At 45.8% G+C, this 21377-nt stretch carries 20 protein-coding genes and 1 other annotated feature; all 20 genes read left to right on the top strand.

Annotated elements, in window-relative coordinates:
- Window positions 1-11: 11 nt before the first annotated feature.
- The 20 genes from cysS to tuf all read left to right on the top strand — a co-directional run bounded on the left by cysS (window position 12) and on the right by tuf (window position 21142).
- Complete coding sequence (gene cysS, locus NLX74_RS24455; RefSeq protein WP_254330785.1) at window positions 12-1415, top strand: cysteine--tRNA ligase; 1404 nt, start codon at window positions 12-14, stop codon at window positions 1413-1415.
- The gene (locus tag NLX74_RS24450) at window positions 1412-1870 is read left to right on the top strand and encodes a Mini-ribonuclease 3 (RefSeq protein ID WP_254330782.1); all 459 of its coding nucleotides are present in this window, start codon (window positions 1412-1414) and stop codon (window positions 1868-1870) included. Before cysS ends, NLX74_RS24450 begins: the two co-directional genes overlap by 4 nt.
- Window positions 1871-1925: 55 nt before the next feature.
- Window positions 1926-2672, top strand: coding sequence for a 23S rRNA (guanosine(2251)-2'-O)-methyltransferase RlmB (rlmB, locus tag NLX74_RS24445; protein ID WP_013312173.1), 747 nt, complete (start codon window positions 1926-1928; stop codon window positions 2670-2672).
- 4 nt (window positions 2673-2676) lie between these two features.
- Entirely contained in the window at window positions 2677-3198 is a 522-nt protein-coding gene (locus NLX74_RS24440) for an NYN domain-containing protein (protein ID WP_007432599.1), read from the top strand.
- 162 nt (window positions 3199-3360) lie between these two features.
- Window positions 3361-4005, top strand: coding sequence for an RNA polymerase sporulation sigma factor SigH (gene sigH / locus NLX74_RS24435; protein ID WP_016324748.1), 645 nt, complete (start codon window positions 3361-3363; stop codon window positions 4003-4005).
- 334 nt (window positions 4006-4339) lie between these two features.
- Window positions 4340-4489 carry a 50S ribosomal protein L33 gene (rpmG, locus tag NLX74_RS24430; RefSeq protein ID WP_023990562.1) on the top strand — a complete coding sequence of 50 codons (150 nt, stop codon included), beginning with the start codon at window positions 4340-4342 and terminating at the stop codon, window positions 4487-4489.
- Window positions 4490-4509: 20 nt separating this feature from the next.
- A complete protein-coding gene (gene secE, locus NLX74_RS24425) occupies window positions 4510-4701 on the top strand; it encodes a preprotein translocase subunit SecE (RefSeq protein ID WP_013312170.1) in 192 nt (63 codons plus the stop codon).
- A 22-nt stretch (window positions 4702-4723) separates the two neighbouring features.
- Entirely contained in the window at window positions 4724-5257 is a 534-nt protein-coding gene (gene nusG, locus NLX74_RS24420) for a transcription termination/antitermination protein NusG (protein WP_007432596.1), read from the top strand.
- A gap of 73 nt (window positions 5258-5330) precedes the next feature.
- Complete coding sequence (gene rplK / locus NLX74_RS24415; protein ID WP_007432595.1) at window positions 5331-5756, top strand: 50S ribosomal protein L11; 426 nt, start codon at window positions 5331-5333, stop codon at window positions 5754-5756.
- An 87-nt stretch (window positions 5757-5843) separates the two neighbouring features.
- The gene (gene rplA, locus NLX74_RS24410; RefSeq protein WP_013312169.1) at window positions 5844-6536 is read left to right on the top strand and encodes a 50S ribosomal protein L1; all 693 of its coding nucleotides are present in this window, start codon (window positions 5844-5846) and stop codon (window positions 6534-6536) included.
- Window positions 6537-6604: 68 nt separating this feature from the next.
- Window positions 6605-6756, top strand: a sequence feature (ribosomal protein L10 leader region).
- A gap of 74 nt (window positions 6757-6830) precedes the next feature.
- The gene (gene rplJ, locus NLX74_RS24405) at window positions 6831-7334 is read left to right on the top strand and encodes a 50S ribosomal protein L10 (RefSeq protein WP_013312168.1); all 504 of its coding nucleotides are present in this window, start codon (window positions 6831-6833) and stop codon (window positions 7332-7334) included.
- 68 nt (window positions 7335-7402) lie between these two features.
- Window positions 7403-7768 carry a 50S ribosomal protein L7/L12 gene (rplL, locus tag NLX74_RS24400; RefSeq protein WP_010348819.1) on the top strand — a complete coding sequence of 122 codons (366 nt, stop codon included), beginning with the start codon at window positions 7403-7405 and terminating at the stop codon, window positions 7766-7768.
- A gap of 148 nt (window positions 7769-7916) precedes the next feature.
- Window positions 7917-8519 (top strand): class I SAM-dependent methyltransferase, encoded by a 603-nt coding sequence (locus NLX74_RS24395; RefSeq protein ID WP_254330781.1) that lies wholly within the window; start codon window positions 7917-7919, stop codon window positions 8517-8519.
- A 355-nt stretch (window positions 8520-8874) separates the two neighbouring features.
- Window positions 8875-12420, top strand: a complete 3546-nt coding sequence (gene rpoB / locus NLX74_RS24390) for a DNA-directed RNA polymerase subunit beta (protein WP_061831396.1) — start codon at window positions 8875-8877, stop codon at window positions 12418-12420.
- Between the two features lie 140 nt (window positions 12421-12560).
- Complete coding sequence (rpoC, locus tag NLX74_RS24385) at window positions 12561-16175, top strand: DNA-directed RNA polymerase subunit beta' (RefSeq protein WP_029514492.1); 3615 nt, start codon at window positions 12561-12563, stop codon at window positions 16173-16175.
- A 216-nt stretch (window positions 16176-16391) separates the two neighbouring features.
- Entirely contained in the window at window positions 16392-16643 is a 252-nt protein-coding gene (locus NLX74_RS24380; protein ID WP_007432588.1) for a ribosomal L7Ae/L30e/S12e/Gadd45 family protein, read from the top strand.
- A gap of 144 nt (window positions 16644-16787) precedes the next feature.
- Window positions 16788-17210, top strand: a complete 423-nt coding sequence (rpsL, locus tag NLX74_RS24375; RefSeq protein ID WP_007432587.1) for a 30S ribosomal protein S12 — start codon at window positions 16788-16790, stop codon at window positions 17208-17210.
- A 50-nt stretch (window positions 17211-17260) separates the two neighbouring features.
- On the top strand, window positions 17261-17731 hold the full coding sequence (gene rpsG, locus NLX74_RS24370; RefSeq protein ID WP_007432586.1) for a 30S ribosomal protein S7: 471 nt from the start codon (window positions 17261-17263) through the stop codon (window positions 17729-17731).
- A gap of 47 nt (window positions 17732-17778) precedes the next feature.
- Window positions 17779-19857, top strand: a complete 2079-nt coding sequence (fusA, locus tag NLX74_RS24365; RefSeq protein WP_029514491.1) for an elongation factor G — start codon at window positions 17779-17781, stop codon at window positions 19855-19857.
- A gap of 94 nt (window positions 19858-19951) precedes the next feature.
- Window positions 19952-21142 (top strand): elongation factor Tu, encoded by a 1191-nt coding sequence (gene tuf, locus NLX74_RS24360; RefSeq protein ID WP_023990558.1) that lies wholly within the window; start codon window positions 19952-19954, stop codon window positions 21140-21142.
- The last annotated feature ends 235 nt before the right edge of the window (window positions 21143-21377 follow it).

Raw genomic sequence — 21377 nt, 5'->3', positions numbered from 1 at the left:
GGAACATAACAATGCCGCTTCAAATTTATAATACAATGACGAGGAGTCGGGAGCCTTTTGTGCCACTGGAGCCTGGAAAGGTTAAAATGTATGTATGCGGACCTACCGTGTATGATTACATTCATATTGGCAATGCACGACCTGTAATTGTATTTGACGTGGTGCGCAGCTACCTGGAGTACTTGGGCTATGATGTAAACTATGTGGTGAATTTTACGGATGTCGATGATAAATTAATCCGCAAAGCTCGGGAACTTGATACGGATGTCTCGGCAGTTGCTGAGAAATTTATTGCTGCCTATCATGAGGATCTGGCAGGATTGAATGTTCCTGCTGCCAGTATGAACCCTCGTGTAACAGAGAGCATGGACCTGATTATTGATTTTATTAAGGAATTGGTAGACAAGGACTATGCCTATGAGAATGATGGCGATGTGTTCTATCGAACCAAAAAGTTCAAAGATTACGGACAACTGTCAGGTCAAAATCTGGAAGAGCTTCAGTTCGGTATTCGCATCAATGTGGATGAGCGCAAGGAAAATGCTGAGGACTTTGTACTCTGGAAGGCAGCGAAACCGGGCGAAATTTATTGGTCGAGCCCTTGGGGAGATGGACGACCGGGCTGGCATATCGAATGCTCTGCTATGGCTCGCCATTATTTGGGGGATACACTGGATATTCATGGGGGCGGACAGGATCTGCAATTTCCGCATCATGAATGTGAATGCGCACAATCCGAAGTGATCACGGGTAAGCCATTATCCCGCTACTGGATGCATAACGGCTATATTCGCATAGATAATGAAAAAATGTCGAAATCACTCGGTAATGGTATTTTGGTTAAAGATTTGCGCGCTCATCACAAGCCGGAGGCTTTACGTTATTTTATGTTGTCGACGCATTACCGGAATCCGTTGAACTACAACCAAGAGACTATGAGTCAGGCAGAGAACAGTGTCGAGCGGATCGCCAATGCAGTTGCCAATGTGAAGCATCGTTTAGCTAATGCGCTGGAAGGTAATGGGGGAGTATCGACAGAACTGCAAACGAAGCTTGACGGAATTTTGCAGCAGTTTGGCGAAAAAATGAATGATGATTTCAATACACCTGATGCGATTACTGCTGTATTTGATTGGGTTAGCGAAGCAAACCATTTGTTGCAGCGAGATGTCGTACATCAGGCGGAACTACAAGCTGTATTGCATACCTTTCAATCGATGAATAACGTTCTTCGCATTTATTCGGAACCGAGTGAAGAGTTGCTGGATGACGAAATTGAGCAGTTAATTGCAGAACGTGTCGAAGCTCGTAAGACCAAAAACTGGGGTAGAGCTGACGAAATTCGCGATCTGTTGGCTGCAAAAGGCATTGTGCTTGAAGATACGGCGCAGGGTATGCGGTGGCGGCGAAAATGAGTGATAAGCCACTGAACTCAGGAGCATTGGCAGATACGGGGAACTGGTTCCCGTACCCTGCGTCCAAGCCAGCTCGTTTGATGCCTCCCATTGCACTAGCTTATATTGGTGATGCAGTGTATGAGGTAGCTGTCCGGCAATATTTGTTGGCACAGCCCAACCTGCGTCCCAATCATCTGCACCGCCGAGCCACAGGGCTAGTCTCCGCCAAGGCGCAGAGTCGCATGTTGGGGCTTTTGGAAAAGATACTGACGGAAGAAGAACGCGATATTGTCCGACAAGGAAGAAATGCTAAATCAGGAAGTTTGCCCAAAAATGCTGATGTGCTTGAGTATCGGCACGCCACTGCACTGGAAGGGTTGATTGGATCTCTTTATTGTGATGGACATTTGGACAGATTAAGAGAGTTGATTACGTACGGAATTGCACAGATGGAAAATACAGAAAAATCATAAATGGGAACGGACTGGATGGAACAAGCATCGGCCGTTTCCCGGGAGGAAGCTAGAGATGGAAGAAGAATGGATTGCCGGTAAGCATTCGGTAACGGAGGCATTGCGTTCAGGCAGAACAATAAATAAAATATGGATTGCGGATAATGCACAAAAACATTTGACGCTGCCGATTACAGCGGAGGCCAAAAAAGCAGGAATTATTGTCTTGCAGGTGGACAAGCGTAAGCTGGATCAAATGGTTCCGGGCATTCAGCATCAGGGAGTGGTCGCACAAGCTGCGCCTTTTGCCTATGTTGAAGTGGAAGAATTGCTCGCCACTGCTCGTGATAAGGGAGAAGAGCCGTTTTTAATTTTGCTGGATGAGATTGAAGATCCTCATAATTTGGGCTCCATCCTTCGTACAGCGGACTGTACTGGAGCACATGGTGTTATTGTGCCGAAAAGGCGCTCTGCAGCTGTAACTGTAACAGTGTCCAAAACATCGGCAGGTGCTGTGGAGTACGTCCCGGTGGCGCGTGTAAACAATCTGGGACAAACCATTGATCGTCTTAAAGAAGAAGGTGTATGGGTAGTTGGCACGGATGTTACAGCGACAGACCCTGTCTTTGGGAATGGAGTATTCACGGGGCCAGTAGCCATTGTCATTGGTAACGAAAATAAAGGAATGGGCCGTTTGATCCGTGAAAAATGCGATGTACTCGTCAAGCTGCCAATGGCGGGGCAAATTAATTCCCTTAATGCTTCTGTAGCTGCGGGTGTTGTCATGTACGAAGTATTGCGCGGACGACAGGCACGGGGCTAACGATATGGCTGACACGCGGGATGTTCTGCTTGTGGACGGTTACAACATGATTGGAGCCTGGCCCGAACTTTCCGCACTGGTACAATCTGGTATGCAGGAAGCGAGGGACAGACTTCTTGAACGACTGGCGGATCATCAGGCGTATTCCGGCAGAAGAGTCATCGTCGTATTTGATGCTTACAGGGTGCCAGGATTAGGTAAAACTTTTGCTCAGAGCAAAGTCCAGATTTATTTTACCAGAGAAAAAGAAACTGCTGATGAGTGTATCGAGCGATTGGTTCGGGAGCTGAGCAGTAAAAGAAGAAGTATTTACGTAGCGACAAGCGATCAGGTAGAGCAACATGTCGCATTTGGACAAGGTGCACTCAGGGTGTCGGCGCGGGAATTACTGATCGAGATTGAGGAATCCGAAAGGGAAGTACAGAAGCGAATCCAGCAGGATAGTGCCAAATTATCCCGTAACTCGCTAGATGCCAAACTGAGTCCGGAGCTTCGAAAGTTGTTTGAACGATGGAGAAGAGAATAAACCAATAATTGGGGACTCCTCCATTTTGAAACCATTGACAATTTTGTTAGCGCTCTTCTTTTTTAGGTTGTTGTGGTTGACGGTATCAGGTTACATCGCGTATACTTGTCGTATATTTGAGAGAGTAACGGGTACCTTGCGTTGCAGCCGGAGGGATTGTTAGTGAGTGTGGACCTCAAGGATATCATGTTGTCAAAGTTTGATTACAAAAATGATGAAGACATTGTCGGAGCAGTCCATGAAGGTGATGGGGAAGCGCTGGAATTTCTGATTAACAAATACCGGAACTTTGTGCGGGCCAAGGCCAGATCCTACTTCTTGATTGGTGCTGATCGCGAGGATATTATTCAGGAGGGCATGATTGGTCTCTACAAATCCATTCGTGATTTTAAGGGAGACAAGCTTGCTTCGTTCAAGGCTTTCGCCGAGTTGTGCATTACACGACAGATTATTACGGCAATTAAGACGGCTACACGACAAAAGCACATTCCTCTGAACTCTTACGTATCTCTGGACAAACCCATCTATGATGAAGAGTCAGACCGCACGTTGCTCGATGTGATTTGCGGAACACAAGTAAGTGACCCTGAAGAGCTGATAATCAATCAGGAAGAGTTTGTGGGCCTTGAGGACAAGATGTCCGAGATTCTGAGCGAGCTGGAACGCAAGGTGCTTATGTTGTATCTGGACGGACGTTCGTATCAGGAGATTGCAGAGGATCTTGACCGCCATGTGAAATCCATTGATAACGCGCTGCAACGGGTCAAGCGTAAACTTGAAAAGTATCTGGAAGTAAGAGATAGTTGAAAGTAGAGGCTGACAGGGAAAAGGCTCGAGTCCGAGTCTTTTTTTATTCGTTATAGGTAGGCTATGCAGGTTTATAAGTGTTACAAATGATTTATACTAAAAAAGATGAATAATAGATATCGCCTTGATTTTTGAAGCAGCTTTTCAGAGAACAGTTTTAAAGGATGCACAGATGTTAAAATGCACCACAGCCGGGACTGCGAATTGTATGCAAACATTCGTTGACATGGAAAACTCCGTGTGATAAAGTGTTTTAGGTAGGCCTAAATTCGCGGTTTTTTTTAGGATCAATTATGAGACTTCCGGTGTTGGATGTCTTCGGGAGGTGCACATCATGCGGGTAATTATTACTTTGGCTTGTACAACATGCAAACAAAGAAATTACACAACGACGAAAAACAAGCGTAATCACCCCGACCGCATGGAGATGAAGAAATTCTGTAAGTCCTGTAACGAACAGACTTCTCATCGGGAAACCAGATAGTTTTTGGAGGTGTAGTCGGCGTGAAACGCAGTTTCAAGTCTCTGTTTTCCTTTTTCTCTGAAAGCTGGGCTGAACTCAAGAAGGTTCGCTGGCCCAATCGTAAAGAACTGACCAACTATACGTTGATTGTCATAGGGACAATTGCGTTCGTCACGATTTATTTTTGGGTTCTCGATATCGGCATTTCCGCTGTGATCGAAGCGATTATCTAGGAAGGGTTCCAGGTGGCTTGATATGGAAAAAAGATGGTACGTCGTTCATACCTATTCAGGGTATGAGAACAAAGTCAAAGCCAATTTGGAAAAACGCGTTGAGTCCATGGGCATGGAAGACAAGATATTCCGTGTTCTTGTTCCTATGGAAGAAGAACTGGTAACCAAGGACGGTAAGAAAAAAACCGTTATGCGTAAAGTCTACCCTGGTTATGTCTTAGTCGAAATGGTCCAAACCGACGACTCTTGGTATGTTGTGCGCAATACACCAGGTGTTACGGGATTTGTAGGGTCGACAGGCTCGGGTTCCAAACCGACGCCATTGCTTCCAGAAGAAGTTGAACAGATTCTGAAGCATATGGGCATGGTAGAGCCGAAACCGAAGATTGAATTCGATGTTAAGGAATCCGTGCGAATTAAAGTTGGTCCTTTTGCGAATTTTGTGGGCTCCGTGGAAGAAATTTTGGTTGAGAAGAGCAAGCTTAAAGTTCACGTCAACATGTTTGGACGGGAAACCCCGCTTGAGTTGGATTATACTCAAGTGGAGAAAATATAGATTTTTCTTACAGGTTTCTTGTGGGAGGATCGATAGGTCCGTCTACCACTATTGAGTCAAGGAGGTGTCATCCATGGCAAAAAAGGTAATTAAAATGGTAAAACTGCAGATTCCTGCAGGGAAAGCTAATCCAGCGCCTCCAGTAGGTCCAGCTTTGGGTCAAGCAGGTGTCAACATCATGGCATTCTGTAAAGAGTTCAATGCTCGTACTGCTGATCAAGCAGGCCTGATTATTCCGGTTGAAATTTCGGTGTTTGAGGATCGTTCTTTTACGTTCATCACCAAAACTCCACCGGCTGCTGTTCTGTTGAAAGTTGCTGCTAAAATCGAAAAAGGTTCCGGTGAACCGAATAAAACGAAAGTTGCAACTGTAAATCGCGCTGCTGTTCGTCAAATTGCAGAGCAAAAAATGCCTGACCTTAACGCAGCTTCCGTAGAATCGGCAATGCGTATGGTTGAAGGTACTGCTCGCAGCATGGGTATCACCATCGTAGATTAATTTTATTAATCTACGTGTGCCGGCAGTTTGACTGTCCGGCAAGTGTGGGAGGAATATCCGCTAATACCACATAAGGAGGAAAACATTATGGCTAAACATGGTAAGAAGTACCTGGAAGCTGCTAAGCTGATTGACAGCGAAGCAACTTACGAGCCTTTAGAAGCCGTTGAACTGGTGAAAAAGGCTGCGACTGCTAAATTCGACGAAACCGTTGAAGCAGCAGTTCGTCTGGGCGTAGATTCCCGTAAACAAGACCAGGCTGTTCGTGGTGTTGTTGTCCTGCCGCATGGTACGGGTAAAACACAACGCGTTCTGGTATTTGCAAAAGGTGACAAAGTGAAAGAAGCGGAAGCGGCTGGCGCTGATTTTGTTGGCGATCAAGATATGATCAACAAAATCCAACAAGGCTGGTTCGAATTCGACGTCTGCGTTGCGACACCTGATATGATGAGTGAGGTTGGTAAACTGGGTCGTTTGCTCGGTGGTAAAGGTTTGATGCCTAACCCTAAAGCAGGCACAGTTACTTTCGACGTTGCCAAGGCTGTTCAAGAAATTAAAGCCGGTAAAATCGAATACCGTCTCGACAAAGCCGGTCAAATTCATGCGCCAATCGGCAAAGCTTCCTTCAGTGCTGAACAGCTGAACGAGAATCTTAAAGCCTTGGTTGAAGCCTTGAACCGTGCGAAGCCAGCGGCTGCTAAAGGTGTATACCTGAAAAACATCGCTATTTCTTCGACTATGGGACCAAGTGCACGTGTGAACGCATCTGTTTACAGATAATATTTTGATTGACATGTTCAATCAAATTTGTTATTCTATAAAAGTTGTGAGTCCTTGTGACTTACCATTAAAGTTGAATATGCTTACCGTAGACAGTAGGTGCTTTTGGGCTTAATTTCCTACCGAGGTGTTATGATAGAACGTTTCATGTGACGGGCTTGTCCCGTCCATGTAGATTTATCAAGCCTTCGTACTCTACGGAGGCTTTTTTCATGCTTATGAAAGCAAGCTTTGTAAGATCGCCAGATTGGGTGCTTTGAACAAAGCGGATAAATTGATCAGGAGGTGTACAGTTTGGCAAATGCAAAGGTGATTCAAGCAAAACAAGAAGCTGTTGAAGTTGTAGCTGCAAAATTGCGCGAGAGCGTAACGACTGTGGTTGCAGACTATCGCGGTCTGAATGTTGCCCAAGTAACTGAGCTGCGTAAGCAGCTTCGCGAAGCCGGAATCGAATTTCAAGTGCTGAAAAACACACTGCTCCGCCGTGCAACTGCGGCAGCAGAATTGACTGAACTGGACGCAGTATTGACAGGTCCTACTGCAATCGCGTTCGGCAAAGATGATGCAGTGTCTGCAGCTAAAATCTTGAACGATTTCGCTAAGAAGAACAATGCACTGGAACTGAAAGGTGCAGTTGTAGAAGGTCGCGTTATCGGTGTTGAGGAAATCAAAGCACTGGCAGAACTGCCATCCCGCGAAGGTCTCCTTTCCATGCTCCTCAGCGTGCTTCAAGCTCCTGTGCGCAACTTCGCGCTTGCAGTTAAAGCTGTTGCAGAAAAAGAAGAGCAAAGCGCATAAGTTAAGGATTAAACCTGCTGTATAGCAGTTGAGAACAAAAAAATACGAATTTAAATGGAGGTTCAACCATGAGTAAAGAGCAAATCTTGGAAGCAATTAAAGGTATGTCCGTATTGGAACTGAACGATCTCGTGAAAGCAATCGAAGAAGAATTCGGCGTAACTGCAGCAGCTCCAGTAGCTGTAGCAGGTGGCGCAGCAGGTGGCGCAGCAGAAGCTGAGCAATCCGAGTTCGACGTAATCTTGACAAGCGCTGGCGCTTCCAAAATCAACGTTATCAAAGCAGTTCGCGAAATCACAGGTCTTGGCCTGAAAGAAGCAAAAGAACTGGTTGACAACGCTCCAAAACCACTGAAAGAAAAAATCGCTAAAGAAGAAGCTGAATCCATTAAAGCAAAATTGGAAGAAGCAGGCGCTTCTGTAGAAGTAAAATAATTGACTGCTTTCTAGCAGACAATGAACTAAAACAAACCCCTTGAGGTGATCTTCAAGGGGTTTGTTGCTGTAAAACGGTAGTACCAGCATGTCTGAAAGGTTACTGTAAAGGCTATGATGGTAGTACAACCGAAAGAGGTGGGCATGAATGGCTGATCATTATTACTCCAAGCGGCCAGAGATGGCGCATGAACGACGGAGCCTGGAAACAGTGCTGCGGGGGCGGTCATACCGTTTTGTCAGCGATTCAGGCGTTTTTTCGAAGCAGGGAATTGATTACGGGAGTCGTGTGCTGATTGAAGCGATGCAGCTTCCTGCACAAGCCTCGGTATTGGATGTAGGATGCGGTTACGGCCCGATTGGTCTGACGGCAGCCGCGCTTGTCCCAGAGGGACACGTCACAATGGTTGATATTAATGAGCGAGCCGTTCAACTTGCGATAGAGAATGCGGAACGTAATGGGGTTAAGAATGTCACCATTAAGCAAAGCGATTTGTTTGCGGAAGTGAAGAATGAACGTTTTGACGTGATCTTGACGAATCCTCCTATACGTGCAGGAAAAGAAACAGTGCATACCATTTTTGAGCTTGCTTATGAGCATTTAAACGAAGGTGGAGCTTTGTGGGTAGTCATTCAGAAAAAGCAGGGTGCCCCTTCGGCGAGTGCTAAGATAGAGAGCCTTTTCGGTAATGTAGAGGAAGTTACAAAGGATAAAGGTTATCGAATTTTGAAGGCTGAAAAAAGTTTTTAAGAAAATGCAATAGGACCATTGACTTGAATCCTGGTCTGTGATATTATTATAAAATGTCAGTATTAGGATGCCCTCCATGGCTTTAGTTTGTTGAAATGTCAATAGATTTATGCGTAGTAGGTATAGTATTTATCTCTATTACGTATAATACAACCATTTTGGGCAAATCTACAAGTGATGAAGATCTTCCGGTAAGAGGATTCTGCAGATACGGTGCTCTTTTTTCGAATGCATTCGAGTAAGGGCTTTTCTGTATTTGTAAGATTGAATCTTCTGTATGTGTCTTATTATAAGGTCACAAACAGAGGTTCGCAATGTATTTTTAAAGTGAGTAGACATGAGGGGTGAGTTTAAGTTGGCAGGACATCTTGTTCAATATGGTCGACGCACTCGGCGCAGTTATGCACGTATTAATGAGGTACTCGAGGTTCCGAACCTGATTGAGATCCAACAAAAATCCTATGATTGGTTTTTGGAGGAAGGATTAAGGGAAATGTTTCGGGATATTTCTCCAATTCAGGATTTCACTGGAAATCTGATTCTGGAGTTTATCGACTATTCTCTCGGAGAACCCAAATATACCGTTGACGACGCAAAGGAACGCGACGTTACGTATGCAGCACCGCTTCGGGTAAAAGTCCGGCTTATTAATAAAGAAACCGGGGAAGTGAAAGAGCAGGAAGTATTCATGGGAGACTTCCCGCTGATGACTGAAACGGGTACGTTTATTATTAACGGTGCGGAACGGGTTATTGTCAGCCAGTTGGTTCGCTCTCCCAGCGTCTATTTCAGCACAAAAGTCGACAAGAATGCGAAAACAACATACACCGCAACGGTAATTCCTAACCGGGGGGCTTGGCTCGAACTGGAGATGGATGCGAAGGATATTATCTATGTCCGGATTGACCGTACCCGTAAAATTCCGGTTACGGTGTTGCTGCGTGCGCTGGGCTTTGGCACTGATGCTGAGATTCTGGATTTGCTCGGCAATGACGAATATATCCGCAACACACTTGATAAAGACAACACGGATTCCACCGAGAAAGCGCTGATCGAAATTTATGAGCGTCTTCGTCCAGGTGAGCCGCCTACACTGGATAACGCAAAGAGCTTGCTAGTTGCTCGCTTCTTTGATCCTAAACGTTACGATCTGGCCAACGTAGGCCGTTACAAAATCAATAAAAAGCTTCACATCAAAAACCGTTTGTTCAATCAACGACTTGCTGAGACTTTGATTGATACAACAACTGGTGAAATCATCGCTGAAGCCGGTCAAATGGTAGATCGCCGCCTGTTGGACGAGATTTTGGCCCAACTGGAGGAATCAGTAGGACATCGTACGTATCATGTTGCGAGTGGTGTGCTAGAAAGCAATGATATTCCACTTCAAACAATCGATGTATTCTCACCAATTGAGGATGGTAAAGTAGTAAAACTGATTGCTAACGGAAATATTGATAAATCGGTTAAGAATATTACGCCTGCCGATATTATTTCCTCCATCAGTTATTTTATTAACTTGCTTCACGGAATCGGAAGTACGGATGATATTGACCATTTGGGTAACCGTCGTTTGCGTTCTGTAGGTGAGTTGCTCCAAAACCAGTTCCGTATCGGTTTGTCCCGTATGGAACGCGTGGTGCGCGAAAGAATGTCGATTCAGGATGCTAATGTAATTACGCCACAGGCATTGATTAACATACGTCCAGTAATTGCTTCGATTAAAGAGTTCTTTGGTAGCTCGCAGCTGTCTCAGTTTATGGATCAAACGAATCCGCTTGCTGAATTAACGCACAAACGTCGTCTGTCCGCACTCGGACCCGGCGGTTTGACGCGCGAACGCGCGGGTATGGAAGTGCGTGACGTCCATCCGAGTCACTACGGCCGCATGTGTCCTATCGAGACACCAGAGGGACCAAACATTGGTTTGATCAACTCTTTGTCCACTTTTGCACGCATTAACGAGTATGGATTTATCGAAGCTCCTTATCGTTGGGTAGATCCAAAAACCGGAAAAGTTACAGACCAGATTGATTACCTGACTGCTGATGAAGAAGATAACTACATCGTAGCTCAGGCGAATGCAGAATTGACGGAGGAAAACACCTTTAAGGATGAGGTTGTCATTGTCCGTTATAACAAACAGTCTGATAACATTATTCCGATGGCTAGTAGCCGTGTCGATTACATGGACGTATCGCCTAAACAGGTCGTATCGGTCGCGACTGCACTGATTCCGTTCTTGGAGAATGATGACTCTAACCGCGCATTGATGGGTTCCAACATGCAGCGTCAGGCTGTCCCGCTTCTGATTCCGAAGTCTCCATTGGTCGGAACAGGAATGGAGCACAAGTCTGCAAAAGATTCCGGTGTTTGCGTTGTATCCAAATACAACGGAGTTATCGAACGTTCTTCGGCTAACGAAATTTGGTTGCGTCGTATCGAAACTGTAGATGGCGCTGAAGTGAAGGGCGACATTGTTAAGTATAAATTACACAAATTTATGCGATCTAACCAAGGAACTTGCATCAACCAACGTCCGATTGTGAACAGAGGAGATATTGTCAAAGTTGGCGATATTCTTGCGGATGGTCCATCTACAGAGATGGGTGAGTTGGCGTTGGGACGTAACGTTGTCGTTGCCTTCATGACTTGGGAAGGTTACAACTACGAGGATGCGATCTTGCTGAGTGAGAAACTGGTTAAGGAAGATGTATACACCTCAATCCATATTGAGGAATACGAATCCGAGGCTCGTGATACGAAGCTTGGACCTGAAGAAATCACTCGCGACATTCCAAATGTCGGTGAAGAAGCGCTTCGCAACTTGGATGAGCGTGGAATCATACGTATTGGTGCTGAAATTGGCGCAGGTGACATTCTCGTTGGTAAAGTAACACCTAAAGGTGTGACTGAATTGACAGCTGAAGAACGTCTCTTACACGCAATCTTTGGTGAGAAGGCACGCGAGGTTCGCGATACTTCTTTGAGAGTTCCTCACGGAACAGACGGGATTGTTGTAGATGTAAAGGTATTTACACGTGAAAATGGCGATGAACTGCCACCAGGTGTAAATCAGTTGGTTCGTGTATATATTGCTCAAAAACGTAAAATCTCCGAAGGCGATAAAATGGCTGGACGTCACGGTAACAAGGGTGTAGTTGCCCGTATTCTGCCTGAAGAAGATATGCCGTTCCTGCCGGATGGCACACCAGTACAGGTCGTTCTGAACCCGCTGGGCGTACCTTCACGGATGAACATCGGACAGGTGCTTGAAGTCCATCTGGGTATGGCTGCAATGCGTCTTGGTATTCATGTGGCAACTCCAGTATTCGATGGTGCCAAGGAATATGACGTATTCGATACAATGGAAGAGGCAGGCATGCAGCGTAATGGTAAGACTGTGTTGTATGACGGACGTACGGGTGATCGTTTTGAACGTGAAGTTACTGTCGGTGTCATGCACATGATCAAACTGGCGCACATGGTCGATGATAAAATCCATGCTCGTTCTACAGGTCCTTACTCTCTCGTTACGCAACAACCATTGGGTGGTAAAGCTCAATTCGGTGGACAGCGCTTCGGGGAGATGGAAGTATGGGCATTGGAAGCCTACGGTGCAGCGTACACGCTTCAGGAAATTTTGACTGTGAAATCTGATGATGTGGTTGGACGTGTTAAAACTTACGAATCCATTGTCAAAGGTGAAAATGTACCTGAACCGGGTGTTCCAGAATCATTTAAGGTCTTGATCAAAGAGCTGCAAAGCTTGGGTATGGACGTGAAGATTCTGTCTGAAGACGAACAAGAGATCGAAATGAGAGAGCTTGATGATGAGGATGACACAACCGGCGATAAGTTGAGTTTGAATCTGGAAGGCTCTGAGGTTGGCGTAGAGTAGTTTGACTGCTGACTGACTCATATCAGCTTTGTTATATACCTTGATCCATTCTAGGATGGATCAGGTTTCTTGATACCGCCCGGTGCTGCTGGGCGGTATCAAACCTAAAAACTCAGGATTTGGTTAAGGAGGGTTGCTCCTTGTTGGACGTTAACAATTTCGAATATATGAAAATCGGGCTTGCTTCCCCCGAAAAGATTCGTTCTTGGTCCCGCGGAGAAGTCAAAAAACCGGAGACGATTAACTATCGTACGCTTAAACCGGAAAAAGAAGGACTATTTTGCGAGAAAATTTTCGGACCTACGAAAGACTGGGAATGTCATTGCGGTAAGTACAAACGTGTACGTTATAAAGGTGTTGTCTGTGACCGTTGTGGAGTAGAAGTTACTCGCGCTAAGGTTCGCCGTGAGCGTATGGGCCATATTGAGTTGGCTGCTCCTGTATCGCACATTTGGTACTTTAAAGGCATTCCAAGTCGTATGGGTCTTGCTCTTGATATGTCTCCAAGATCTCTGGAAGAGATCATTTACTTCGCATCTTATGTTGTAACCGATCCAGGAGATACGCCTTTGGAGAAAAAGCAACTCCTGTCCGAGAAAGAATACCGTAGCTACCGTGAGAAATACGGCTATGGCTTCCAGGCAGGTATGGGTGCTGAAGCGGTTAAAAAGCTTCTTCAAGATTTGGATATAGACAAAGAATTAGAATTCTTGAAAGAAGAGCTGCGTACAGCTCAAGGACAACGTCGTAACCGTGCGATCAAACGCCTTGAAGTTATTGAGGCATTCCGTAACTCGGGCAACCAACCGGATTGGATGATCATGGACGTACTTCCTGTTATTCCTCCTGAGCTTCGTCCGATGGTACAGTTGGATGGTGGTCGTTTCGCTACCTCTGACCTTAACGACTTGTATCGTCGTGTTATTAACCGTAATAACCGTCTGAAACGGTTGTTAGATCTAGGTGCGCCAGATATTATCGTGCAAAATGAAAAACGGATGTTGCAGGAAGCTGTTGACGCCTTGATTGATAATGGTCGTCGTGGTCGTCCTGTTACAGGTCCAGGTAACCGTCCTTTAAAATCCCTCAGCCACATGCTGAAAGGTAAACAAGGACGTTTCCGTCAGAACTTGCTCGGAAAACGTGTTGACTACTCTGGTCGTTCCGTTATCGTTGTAGGCCCGTACTTGAAAATGTATCAATGCGGTTTGCCAAAAGAAATGGCACTGGAACTGTTCAAACCTTTTGTTATGAAGGAACTGGTGAACAAAGGTTTGGCGCACAATATCAAGAGCGCGAAGCGTAAAGTTGAGCGTGTGAGTGCAGAAGTATGGGATGTGCTGGAAGAAGTAATCAAGGAGCATCCAGTTCTTCTGAACCGTGCCCCTACGCTGCATAGACTCGGTATCCAGGCGTTCGAACCGATTTTGGTTGAAGGCCGTGCGATTCGTCTGCATCCGCTCGTATGTACTGCATATAATGCCGACTTTGACGGTGACCAAATGGCTGTTCACGTTCCGTTGTCTGCGGAAGCCCAAGCTGAAGCTCGTTTGCTTATGCTAGCATCCGGCAACATTTTGAATCCGAAAGACGGCAAGCCAGTTGTTACACCTTCCCAGGATATGGTTCTTGGTTCTTTCTATCTGACTATGGATAACAAAGAAGAAGAAGGAAGCAATATGATCCTTCGCAACATGAATGAAGCTATATCGGCTTACCAACGTGGTACAGCTGGACTTCATGCTCGTGTAGCTATTCCGGTTAAAGCTTTGAATAAAACGAGCTTTACGGAAAAACAACAGGAAGCGATGTTGATCACAACGGTTGGTAAAATTATCTTTAATGAAATTTTCCCGGCAAGCTTCCCGTACATCAATGATGCTACCCGTGCGAACCTGCTTTATGGTACTGCGGAGGAGTTCTTTGTTTACGAGAAGGGTGTAAATCTTACAGAAGCCATTCAAAACGCTCCGCAAGCTAGCGGGGTAGGCAAGGATTACCTTGGTAATATCATTGCACGTTGTTTTGAGACTTACCATACAACAGAAACAGCTGTAATTCTGGATAAAATCAAGCAGCTTGGCTTTACGTATTCCACTCGTGCAGGGGTAACCGTTGCTGTGTCGGATGTAATCGTGCCGGTGGAAAAACAAGAGATTCTTAAGGGATCCGAAGACAAAGCGCAAGTTGTAACGAATCAGTACCGTCGTGGTCTGATTACGAATGAAGAACGCTATGACCGGATTATCGATATTTGGTCTAAAGCGAAAGATGATATTACTGAAGTATTGATGAAGTCCATGGATCGCTACAACTCCATCATGATGATGGTGGACTCCAAAGCGCGGGGTAACAAATCACAGATTACTCAGCTCGGCGGTATGCGTGGTCTGATGGCCAATCCATCCGGACGTATTATCGAACTCCCAATCAAATCAAACTTCCGTGAAGGTCTGACAGTACTCGAGTACTTCATCTCTACTCACGGAGCGCGTAAAGGTTTGGCGGATACAGCCCTTCGTACGGCTGACTCCGGTTACCTGACTCGTCGTCTCGTAGATGTGGCGCAGGATGTTATCGTGCGCGAAGAAGACTGCGGAACGGATAAAGGCTTCACAGTAAGTCGTATCCAGGACGGTAAAGAAGTAATTGAGGATCTCTATGACCGTCTGGAAGGTCGCTATTGCTTTGAAACAGTACGTCATCCTGAGACTGGCGAGATTTTGGCTAGACGTAACGAATTGATTGACTCCGATAAAGCTGAAGCGATTGTTAAAGCTGGTGTACACAAAGTTCAGATTCGTTCTGTACTAAGTTGCCGTGCTAAACATGGCGTCTGCAAGAAATGTTACGGTCGCAATCTGGCTACTGGTAAACACGTTGAGATTGGTGAAGCAGTTGGTATCATCGCTGCACAATCCATCGGTGAGCCAGGAACACAGCTTACTATGCGTACGTTCCACACAGGCGGCGTAGCGGGTGACGATATTACACAAGGTTTGCCTCGTATCCAGGAGCTTTTTGAAGCACGTAATCCTAAGGGTCAGGCAACTATTAGTGAAATTGACGGTACAGTTAAAGAAGTTCGTGAAGGTAAAGACCGCCGTGAGATCGACATTCAGGGTGAAGCCGAAACGAAAACATACTCAGTAACGTATGGTTCCCGCCTGCGCGTAAGCGAAGGTATGACTGTTGAAGCTGGGGACGAACTGACGGATGGTTCGATTGATCCTAAAGAAATGCTGCGTATTAAAGGTATTCGCGGGGTACAGAACTATATCCTTCAGGAAGTTCAACGCGTATACCGGAACCAGGGCGTAGAAATCAACGACAAGCACGTAGAAGTTATGATTCGTCAAATGTTGCGTAAAATCCGTATCATTGATGCGGGCGACACGATCTTACTTCCAGGCTCCTTTGTTGATGTCCATGAGTATGAAAATGCAAACAAGATAGCGATTCTCAGCGGCCAAGAACCAGCGGTAGCCAAGCCGGTACTGCTCGGTATTACCAAGGCATCTCTGGAAACTGACTCCTTCTTGTCAGCAGCATCCTTCCAGGAAACTACTCGTGTCCTGACTGATGCAGCTATTAAAGGCAAGGTCGATCAGTTGCTTGGACTGAAAGAGAACGTAATTATTGGTAAATTGATTCCTGCGGGAACAGGTATGAACCGTTACCGTAGCGTGAAATTTGCCCAACCGGAAGAGGGGCAGTCTCCATCTGAGGAGCTCGAACCAATTTCGGCCGAGTAATATAAAAATAGTATGATTGCCGGAACACCGTAGACATAAGCTTTGCATAAAAGCTACAGCAGACGGTGCTCCGGTGCTTTTCAAAAATGAATCGTACTATTCTGTTTAAATGAATTATAGTTTATAATTGTCTTGACATTACTTATAGTCAATGCTAATATAGCAAAGGTGCGTGAGCAGCCTATATGCTATTGGGTCTTTTCGGAGGAATGAGATATGTCTAAAGAACAAGGACTGCAAGATGCTCATGTCAAAATCGGTACCAAACAAACCATTCGTATGGTAGAATTGGGCTTTGCCTCAGAAGTATATGTGGCAGAAGACGCAGATCAGCGTCTCACTTCCAACATCATTGCTTTGTGCAACAAGCAAGGAGTCAAAGTGACTCTCGTAGACACAATGAAAAATCTCGGAGCTGCATGTGGGATTGAAGTGGGAGCCGCAATGGCTGCTATCGTAAAACAATAGGGTAAGGAACGTTTTTGTCTAAGGAATTGTTATTCTTGGCGGCAAAGACTTTTCATTTGTTCTTTTATGAACCGCCTGGGTCTGTGGGCTTAGATAAGGTTTGTAAAGTAACAGCAAAAATTGAGGAAGGGGGTGGCAACCAACATGCCAACTATTAACCAACTGGTTCGTAAAGGACGTCAAGCCAAAATCGAGAAATCGAAATCACCGGCTTTGCAAAAAGGTTTTAATGCCTTGAAACGTGAAGCTACCGACATCAGTGCCCCGCAAAAACGCGGAGTGTGCACTCGTGTAGGTACTATGACTCCGAAAAAACCAAACTCCGCACTTCGTAAATATGCTCGTGTTCGCTTGACGAACCGTGTAGAGGTGACTGCTTACATTCCAGGTATTGGACATAACCTTCAAGAACACAGCGTAGTGCTGATTCGCGGCGGTCGTGTAAAAGACCTTCCGGGTGTGCGTTACCACATCGTTCGCGGTGCTTTGGATACTGCAGGCGTAAACAACCGCATGCAAGCTCGTTCCAAATACGGCGCAAAACGCCCTAAAGCTAAAAAATCCTAATGAATATAAACCGCGTATGTCGGTTTAACATGTAAGAAAGGGGGATATCCATGCCACGCAAAGGTCCAGTTACCAAAAGAGACGTGTTGCCAGATCCGGTATACAACAGCAAGTTGGTTACCCGCTTGATCAACCGCATCATGCTCGACGGAAAACGAGGCGTTGCTCAAAGCATTCTGTACAATGCGTTCAAGCTTATCCAAGAACGTACGGGGAATGACCCGATGGAAGTTTTTGAAGCAGCTATCAAGAATATCATGCCAGTCCTGGAAGTTAAAGCACGCCGTGTCGGCGGTGCCAACTACCAAGTACCAATCGAGGTAAAACCAGAAAGACGTACGTCCCTGGGATTACGTTGGCTCGTAAACTACTCCCGCAACCGCGGTGAGAAAACCATGGAAGAGCGTTTGGCGGCTGAAATTATTGATGCTTCCAACAACACAGGCGCTTCCGTGAAAAAACGTGAAGACACGCACAAAATGGCTGAAGCGAACAAAGCGTTTGCTCACTATCGTTGGTAGGATTCAGCTCAAAAAAATAACTTCAATTTTGAAGGGAGACCCATTTCATGGCAAGAGAGTTCTCCTTGAAAAATACACGTAATATCGGGATCATGGCTCATATTGACGCGGGTAAAACCACAACAACAGAGCGGATCTTGTTCTACACAGGCCGTACGCACAAAATCGGTGAAGTTCACGAAGGCGCTGCGACAATGGACTGGATGGAACAAGAACAAGAGCGCGGAATCACGATTACTTCCGCTGCGACGACCGCTGCCTGGAAAGGTCACCGCGTCAATATCATCGACACCCCGGGGCACGTTGACTTCACTGTTGAAGTTGAACGTTCCCTTCGTGTATTGGACGGAGCAGTTGGTGTTTTCAGTGCGAAAGAAGGCGTTGAGCCTCAGTCCGAAACCGTATGGAGACAGGCTGATCGCTACGGCGTTCCACGGATCGCATATGTAAACAAAATGGATATCATTGGTGCCGACTTCCTGAATGTTGTCTCTGACATGCGTGATCGCCTTCAAGCGAACGCAGTTGCGATTCAATTGCCAATCGGCGCAGAAAATGATTTTACTGGTATTATCGATATCGTTGAACAAAAAGCTCATATGTACAAAGATGATCTTGGTCAAGATATCGAAGAAGTAGAAGTTCCTGCGGAATTCAAAGATCAAGTTGAAGAACTTCGTAATGAATTGATCGAGAAGGTTGCTGAACTGGACGAAGAATTGACAATGAAATACCTGGAAGGCGAAGAAATTTCGGTTGCCGAAATTAAAGCCGCTCTCCGTAAAGGTGTTGTAGAAGTTAAAATCTTCCCAGTTATCTGTGGATCTTCTTACCGCAATAAAGGTGTTCAGCTGATGTTGGATGCTGTTCTCGACTATTTGCCGGCTCCTATTGATGTGCCAAGTATTCAAGGGCATTTGGAAGACGGTACGGAAGTTGAACGTCACTCTTCCGATGAAGAGCCATTCTCCGCATTGGCATTCAAAATCATGACGGATCCTTACGTTGGTAAGTTGACATTCTTCCGCGTATACTCCGGTGTTCTTCAATCCGGTTCTTACGTATTGAATGCAACAAAAGGTAAACGCGAACGTATCGGACGTATTCTTCAAATGCATGCGAACAGTCGTCAAGAAATCACTGTAGTTTACTCTGGTGATATTGCGGCTGCCGTAGGTTTGAAAGATACAGGTACAGGTGATACACTGTGTGATGAGAAGAGTCCTGTTATTCTCGAGTCCATGAACTTCCCTGATCCGGTTATTGAAATCGCGGTTGAGCCTAAAACCAAAGCTGACCAAGATAAAATGTCTGTAGCTCTCGGTAAGTTGACTGAAGAGGATCCAACTCTTCGCGCTCATACTAACGAAGAAACAGGTCAAACCATCTTGGCGGGTATGGGTGAGCTTCACTTGGACATCATCATTGACCGTATGCGTCGTGAGTTCAAGGTAGAAACAAATGTGGGTAAACCACAGGTTGCTTACCGTGAAACGTTCCGTGCTCCAGCACGTGTCGAAGGTAAATTCGTTCGTCAGTCCGGTGGTCGTGGTCAATATGGTCACGTATGGGTTGAGTTCGAACCACTCGAGCCAGGTACTGGTAGTCAATTCGAAAGTAAGGTAGTCGGCGGCTCTGTTCCTAGAGAGTACATCGCTCCTGCTCTTGCTGGTATTGAGGAACAAATGAAAAACGGCGTTATCGCAGGCTTCCCGCTTGTGGACGTTAAAGCTACAATCGTGGACGGATCATACCATGATGTCGATTCCAATGAAATGGCATTTAAAATTGCCGGATCAATGGCGCTGAAAGCAGCGAAAGACAAATGTAAACCAGTATTGCTCGAGCCGATTATGAAAGTTGAAGTAACGGTTCCTGAGGAATATATGGGTGACGTAATGGGTATGTTGAACTCCCGTCGTGGTCGGATTGAAGGTATGGATTCCCGCAGTGGAGCTCAAATCATTCGTGCGAAGGTGCCTTTGTCCGAAATGTTCGGATACTCGACTACACTTCGCTCCGGTACACAAGGACGCGGCGTGTTCTCCATGGAACTCTCTCATTATGAAGAAGTACCGAAGAGCATTGCTGAAGAGATCGTTGCCAAAACCAAAGGCGGCGAGTAATACAATGTATCAGCTGACCGGTATGCTTAAGGTTTTACCAAAAAGGCATCCGGCAGCCTAAAATAAAACAAGTTATTGAGGAGGAATTGTTCAAATGGCAAAGGCTAAGTTTGAACGTAACAAACCGCACGTTAATATCGGTACTATTGGTCACGTCGATCATGGTAAAACTACTTTGACTGCTGCAATCACAACTGTATTGTCCAAAACTTACGGTGGTGCTGCTGTAGCATTCGATCAAATCGATAAAGCTCCAGAAGAGCGCGAACGCGGTATCACAATCTCCACTGCACACGTGGAATATGAAACACCTAACCGTCACTATGCACACGTTGACTGCCCAGGTCACGCCGACTATGTTAAAAACATGATCACTGGCGCTGCACAAATGGACGGAGCGATCCTGGTTGTATCCGCAGCTGACGGCCCAATGCCGCAAACTCGTGAGCACATCCTGTTGTCCCGCCAAGTTGGTGTTCCTTACATCGTTGTATTCCTGAACAAATGCGACATGGTTGAAGACGAAGAGTTGCTGGAATTGGTTGAAATGGAAGTTCGCGACTTGCTGAGCGAGTATGACTTCCCAGGCGACGACACTCCAATCACTCGCGGTTCCGCTCGTGAAGCACTGCAAAACCCAGATGGCGACTGGGCTAAAAAAATCGTTGAAATGTTCGAAACAATCGACACTTACATCCCAACTCCAGAACGCGACACTGACAAGCCTTTCCTTATGCCTGTCGAGGACGTATTCTCCATCACTGGTCGTGGTACAGTTGCTACAGGCCGTGTAGAGCGTGGTACAGTTAAAGTGGGCGACGAAATCGAAATCATCGGTATTCAAGAAGAATCCCGTAAATCCGTAGTAACAGGCGTAGAAATGTTCCGTAAATTGCTTGATTCCGCTCAAGCTGGTGACAACATCGGCGCACTGCTTCGCGGTGTAGATCGTGCACAAATCGAGCGTGGCCAAGTATTGGCTAAACCAGGTTCTGTTAACCCACATACAGAATTTTCTGCTCAAATCTACGTTTTGACTAAAGAAGAAGGCGGACGTCACAAACCTTTCTTCACTGGTTACCGTCCACAGTTCTACTTCCGTACAACTGACGTAACTGGTATCATTACTTTGCCAGAAGGTTCCGAAATGGTAATGCCTGGTGATAACATCACAGTTACTGTTCAACTGATCAACCCGATCGCTATCGAAGAAGGAACTAAGTTCTCTATTCGTGAAGGTGGACGTACAGTTGGCGCTGGTGCTGTAGCAACAATCTCCAAATAAGAAGGCTTTAGCCTTTAAATAGAGCAACAGTGTACTGGAACGAGTAACGTTGTATTGGAACGAAGCTGAACGAGCCCCTGCCCTGGTGCGGGGGCTTTTCTCTTGGGGAAAATCGCGAGCTGCGAGCACAACTGCATCTCTTGAAAATAAGATGCATTGTTTTTTCGTTTTTGCTTGCAATAGGCAGAACTATTCGATATAATAACTAATGTTGTTTGTGACTGTGCGATGATGT

The sequence above is a fragment of the Paenibacillus sp. MZ03-122A genome (genome assembly GCF_024213325.1).
Lineage (GTDB): Bacteria > Bacillota > Bacilli > Paenibacillales > Paenibacillaceae > Paenibacillus > Paenibacillus polymyxa_B.
The sequence above is the reverse complement of the archived record's forward strand: the minus strand, read 5'-3'. Positions and strand labels throughout refer to the sequence as shown.

Coding starts and splice junctions, on each gene's coding strand:
- NLX74_RS24395 (WP_254330781.1), top strand. CDS start 7,917: ATGGCTGATCATTATTACTCCAAGCGGCCAGAGATGGCGCATGAACGA.
- NLX74_RS24450 (WP_254330782.1), top strand. CDS start 1,412: ATGAGTGATAAGCCACTGAACTCAGGAGCATTGGCAGATACGGGGAAC.
- NLX74_RS24440 (WP_007432599.1), top strand. CDS start 2,677: ATGGCTGACACGCGGGATGTTCTGCTTGTGGACGGTTACAACATGATT.
- rlmB (WP_013312173.1), top strand. CDS start 1,926: ATGGAAGAAGAATGGATTGCCGGTAAGCATTCGGTAACGGAGGCATTG.
- rplL (WP_010348819.1), top strand. CDS start 7,403: ATGAGTAAAGAGCAAATCTTGGAAGCAATTAAAGGTATGTCCGTATTG.
- rpmG (WP_023990562.1), top strand. CDS start 4,340: ATGCGGGTAATTATTACTTTGGCTTGTACAACATGCAAACAAAGAAAT.
- rpsG (WP_007432586.1), top strand. CDS start 17,261: ATGCCACGCAAAGGTCCAGTTACCAAAAGAGACGTGTTGCCAGATCCG.
- nusG (WP_007432596.1), top strand. CDS start 4,724: ATGGAAAAAAGATGGTACGTCGTTCATACCTATTCAGGGTATGAGAAC.
- tuf (WP_023990558.1), top strand. CDS start 19,952: ATGGCAAAGGCTAAGTTTGAACGTAACAAACCGCACGTTAATATCGGT.
- NLX74_RS24380 (WP_007432588.1), top strand. CDS start 16,392: ATGTCTAAAGAACAAGGACTGCAAGATGCTCATGTCAAAATCGGTACC.
- rpsL (WP_007432587.1), top strand. CDS start 16,788: ATGCCAACTATTAACCAACTGGTTCGTAAAGGACGTCAAGCCAAAATC.
- rplK (WP_007432595.1), top strand. CDS start 5,331: ATGGCAAAAAAGGTAATTAAAATGGTAAAACTGCAGATTCCTGCAGGG.
- cysS (WP_254330785.1), top strand. CDS start 12: ATGCCGCTTCAAATTTATAATACAATGACGAGGAGTCGGGAGCCTTTT.
- fusA (WP_029514491.1), top strand. CDS start 17,779: ATGGCAAGAGAGTTCTCCTTGAAAAATACACGTAATATCGGGATCATG.
- rplA (WP_013312169.1), top strand. CDS start 5,844: ATGGCTAAACATGGTAAGAAGTACCTGGAAGCTGCTAAGCTGATTGAC.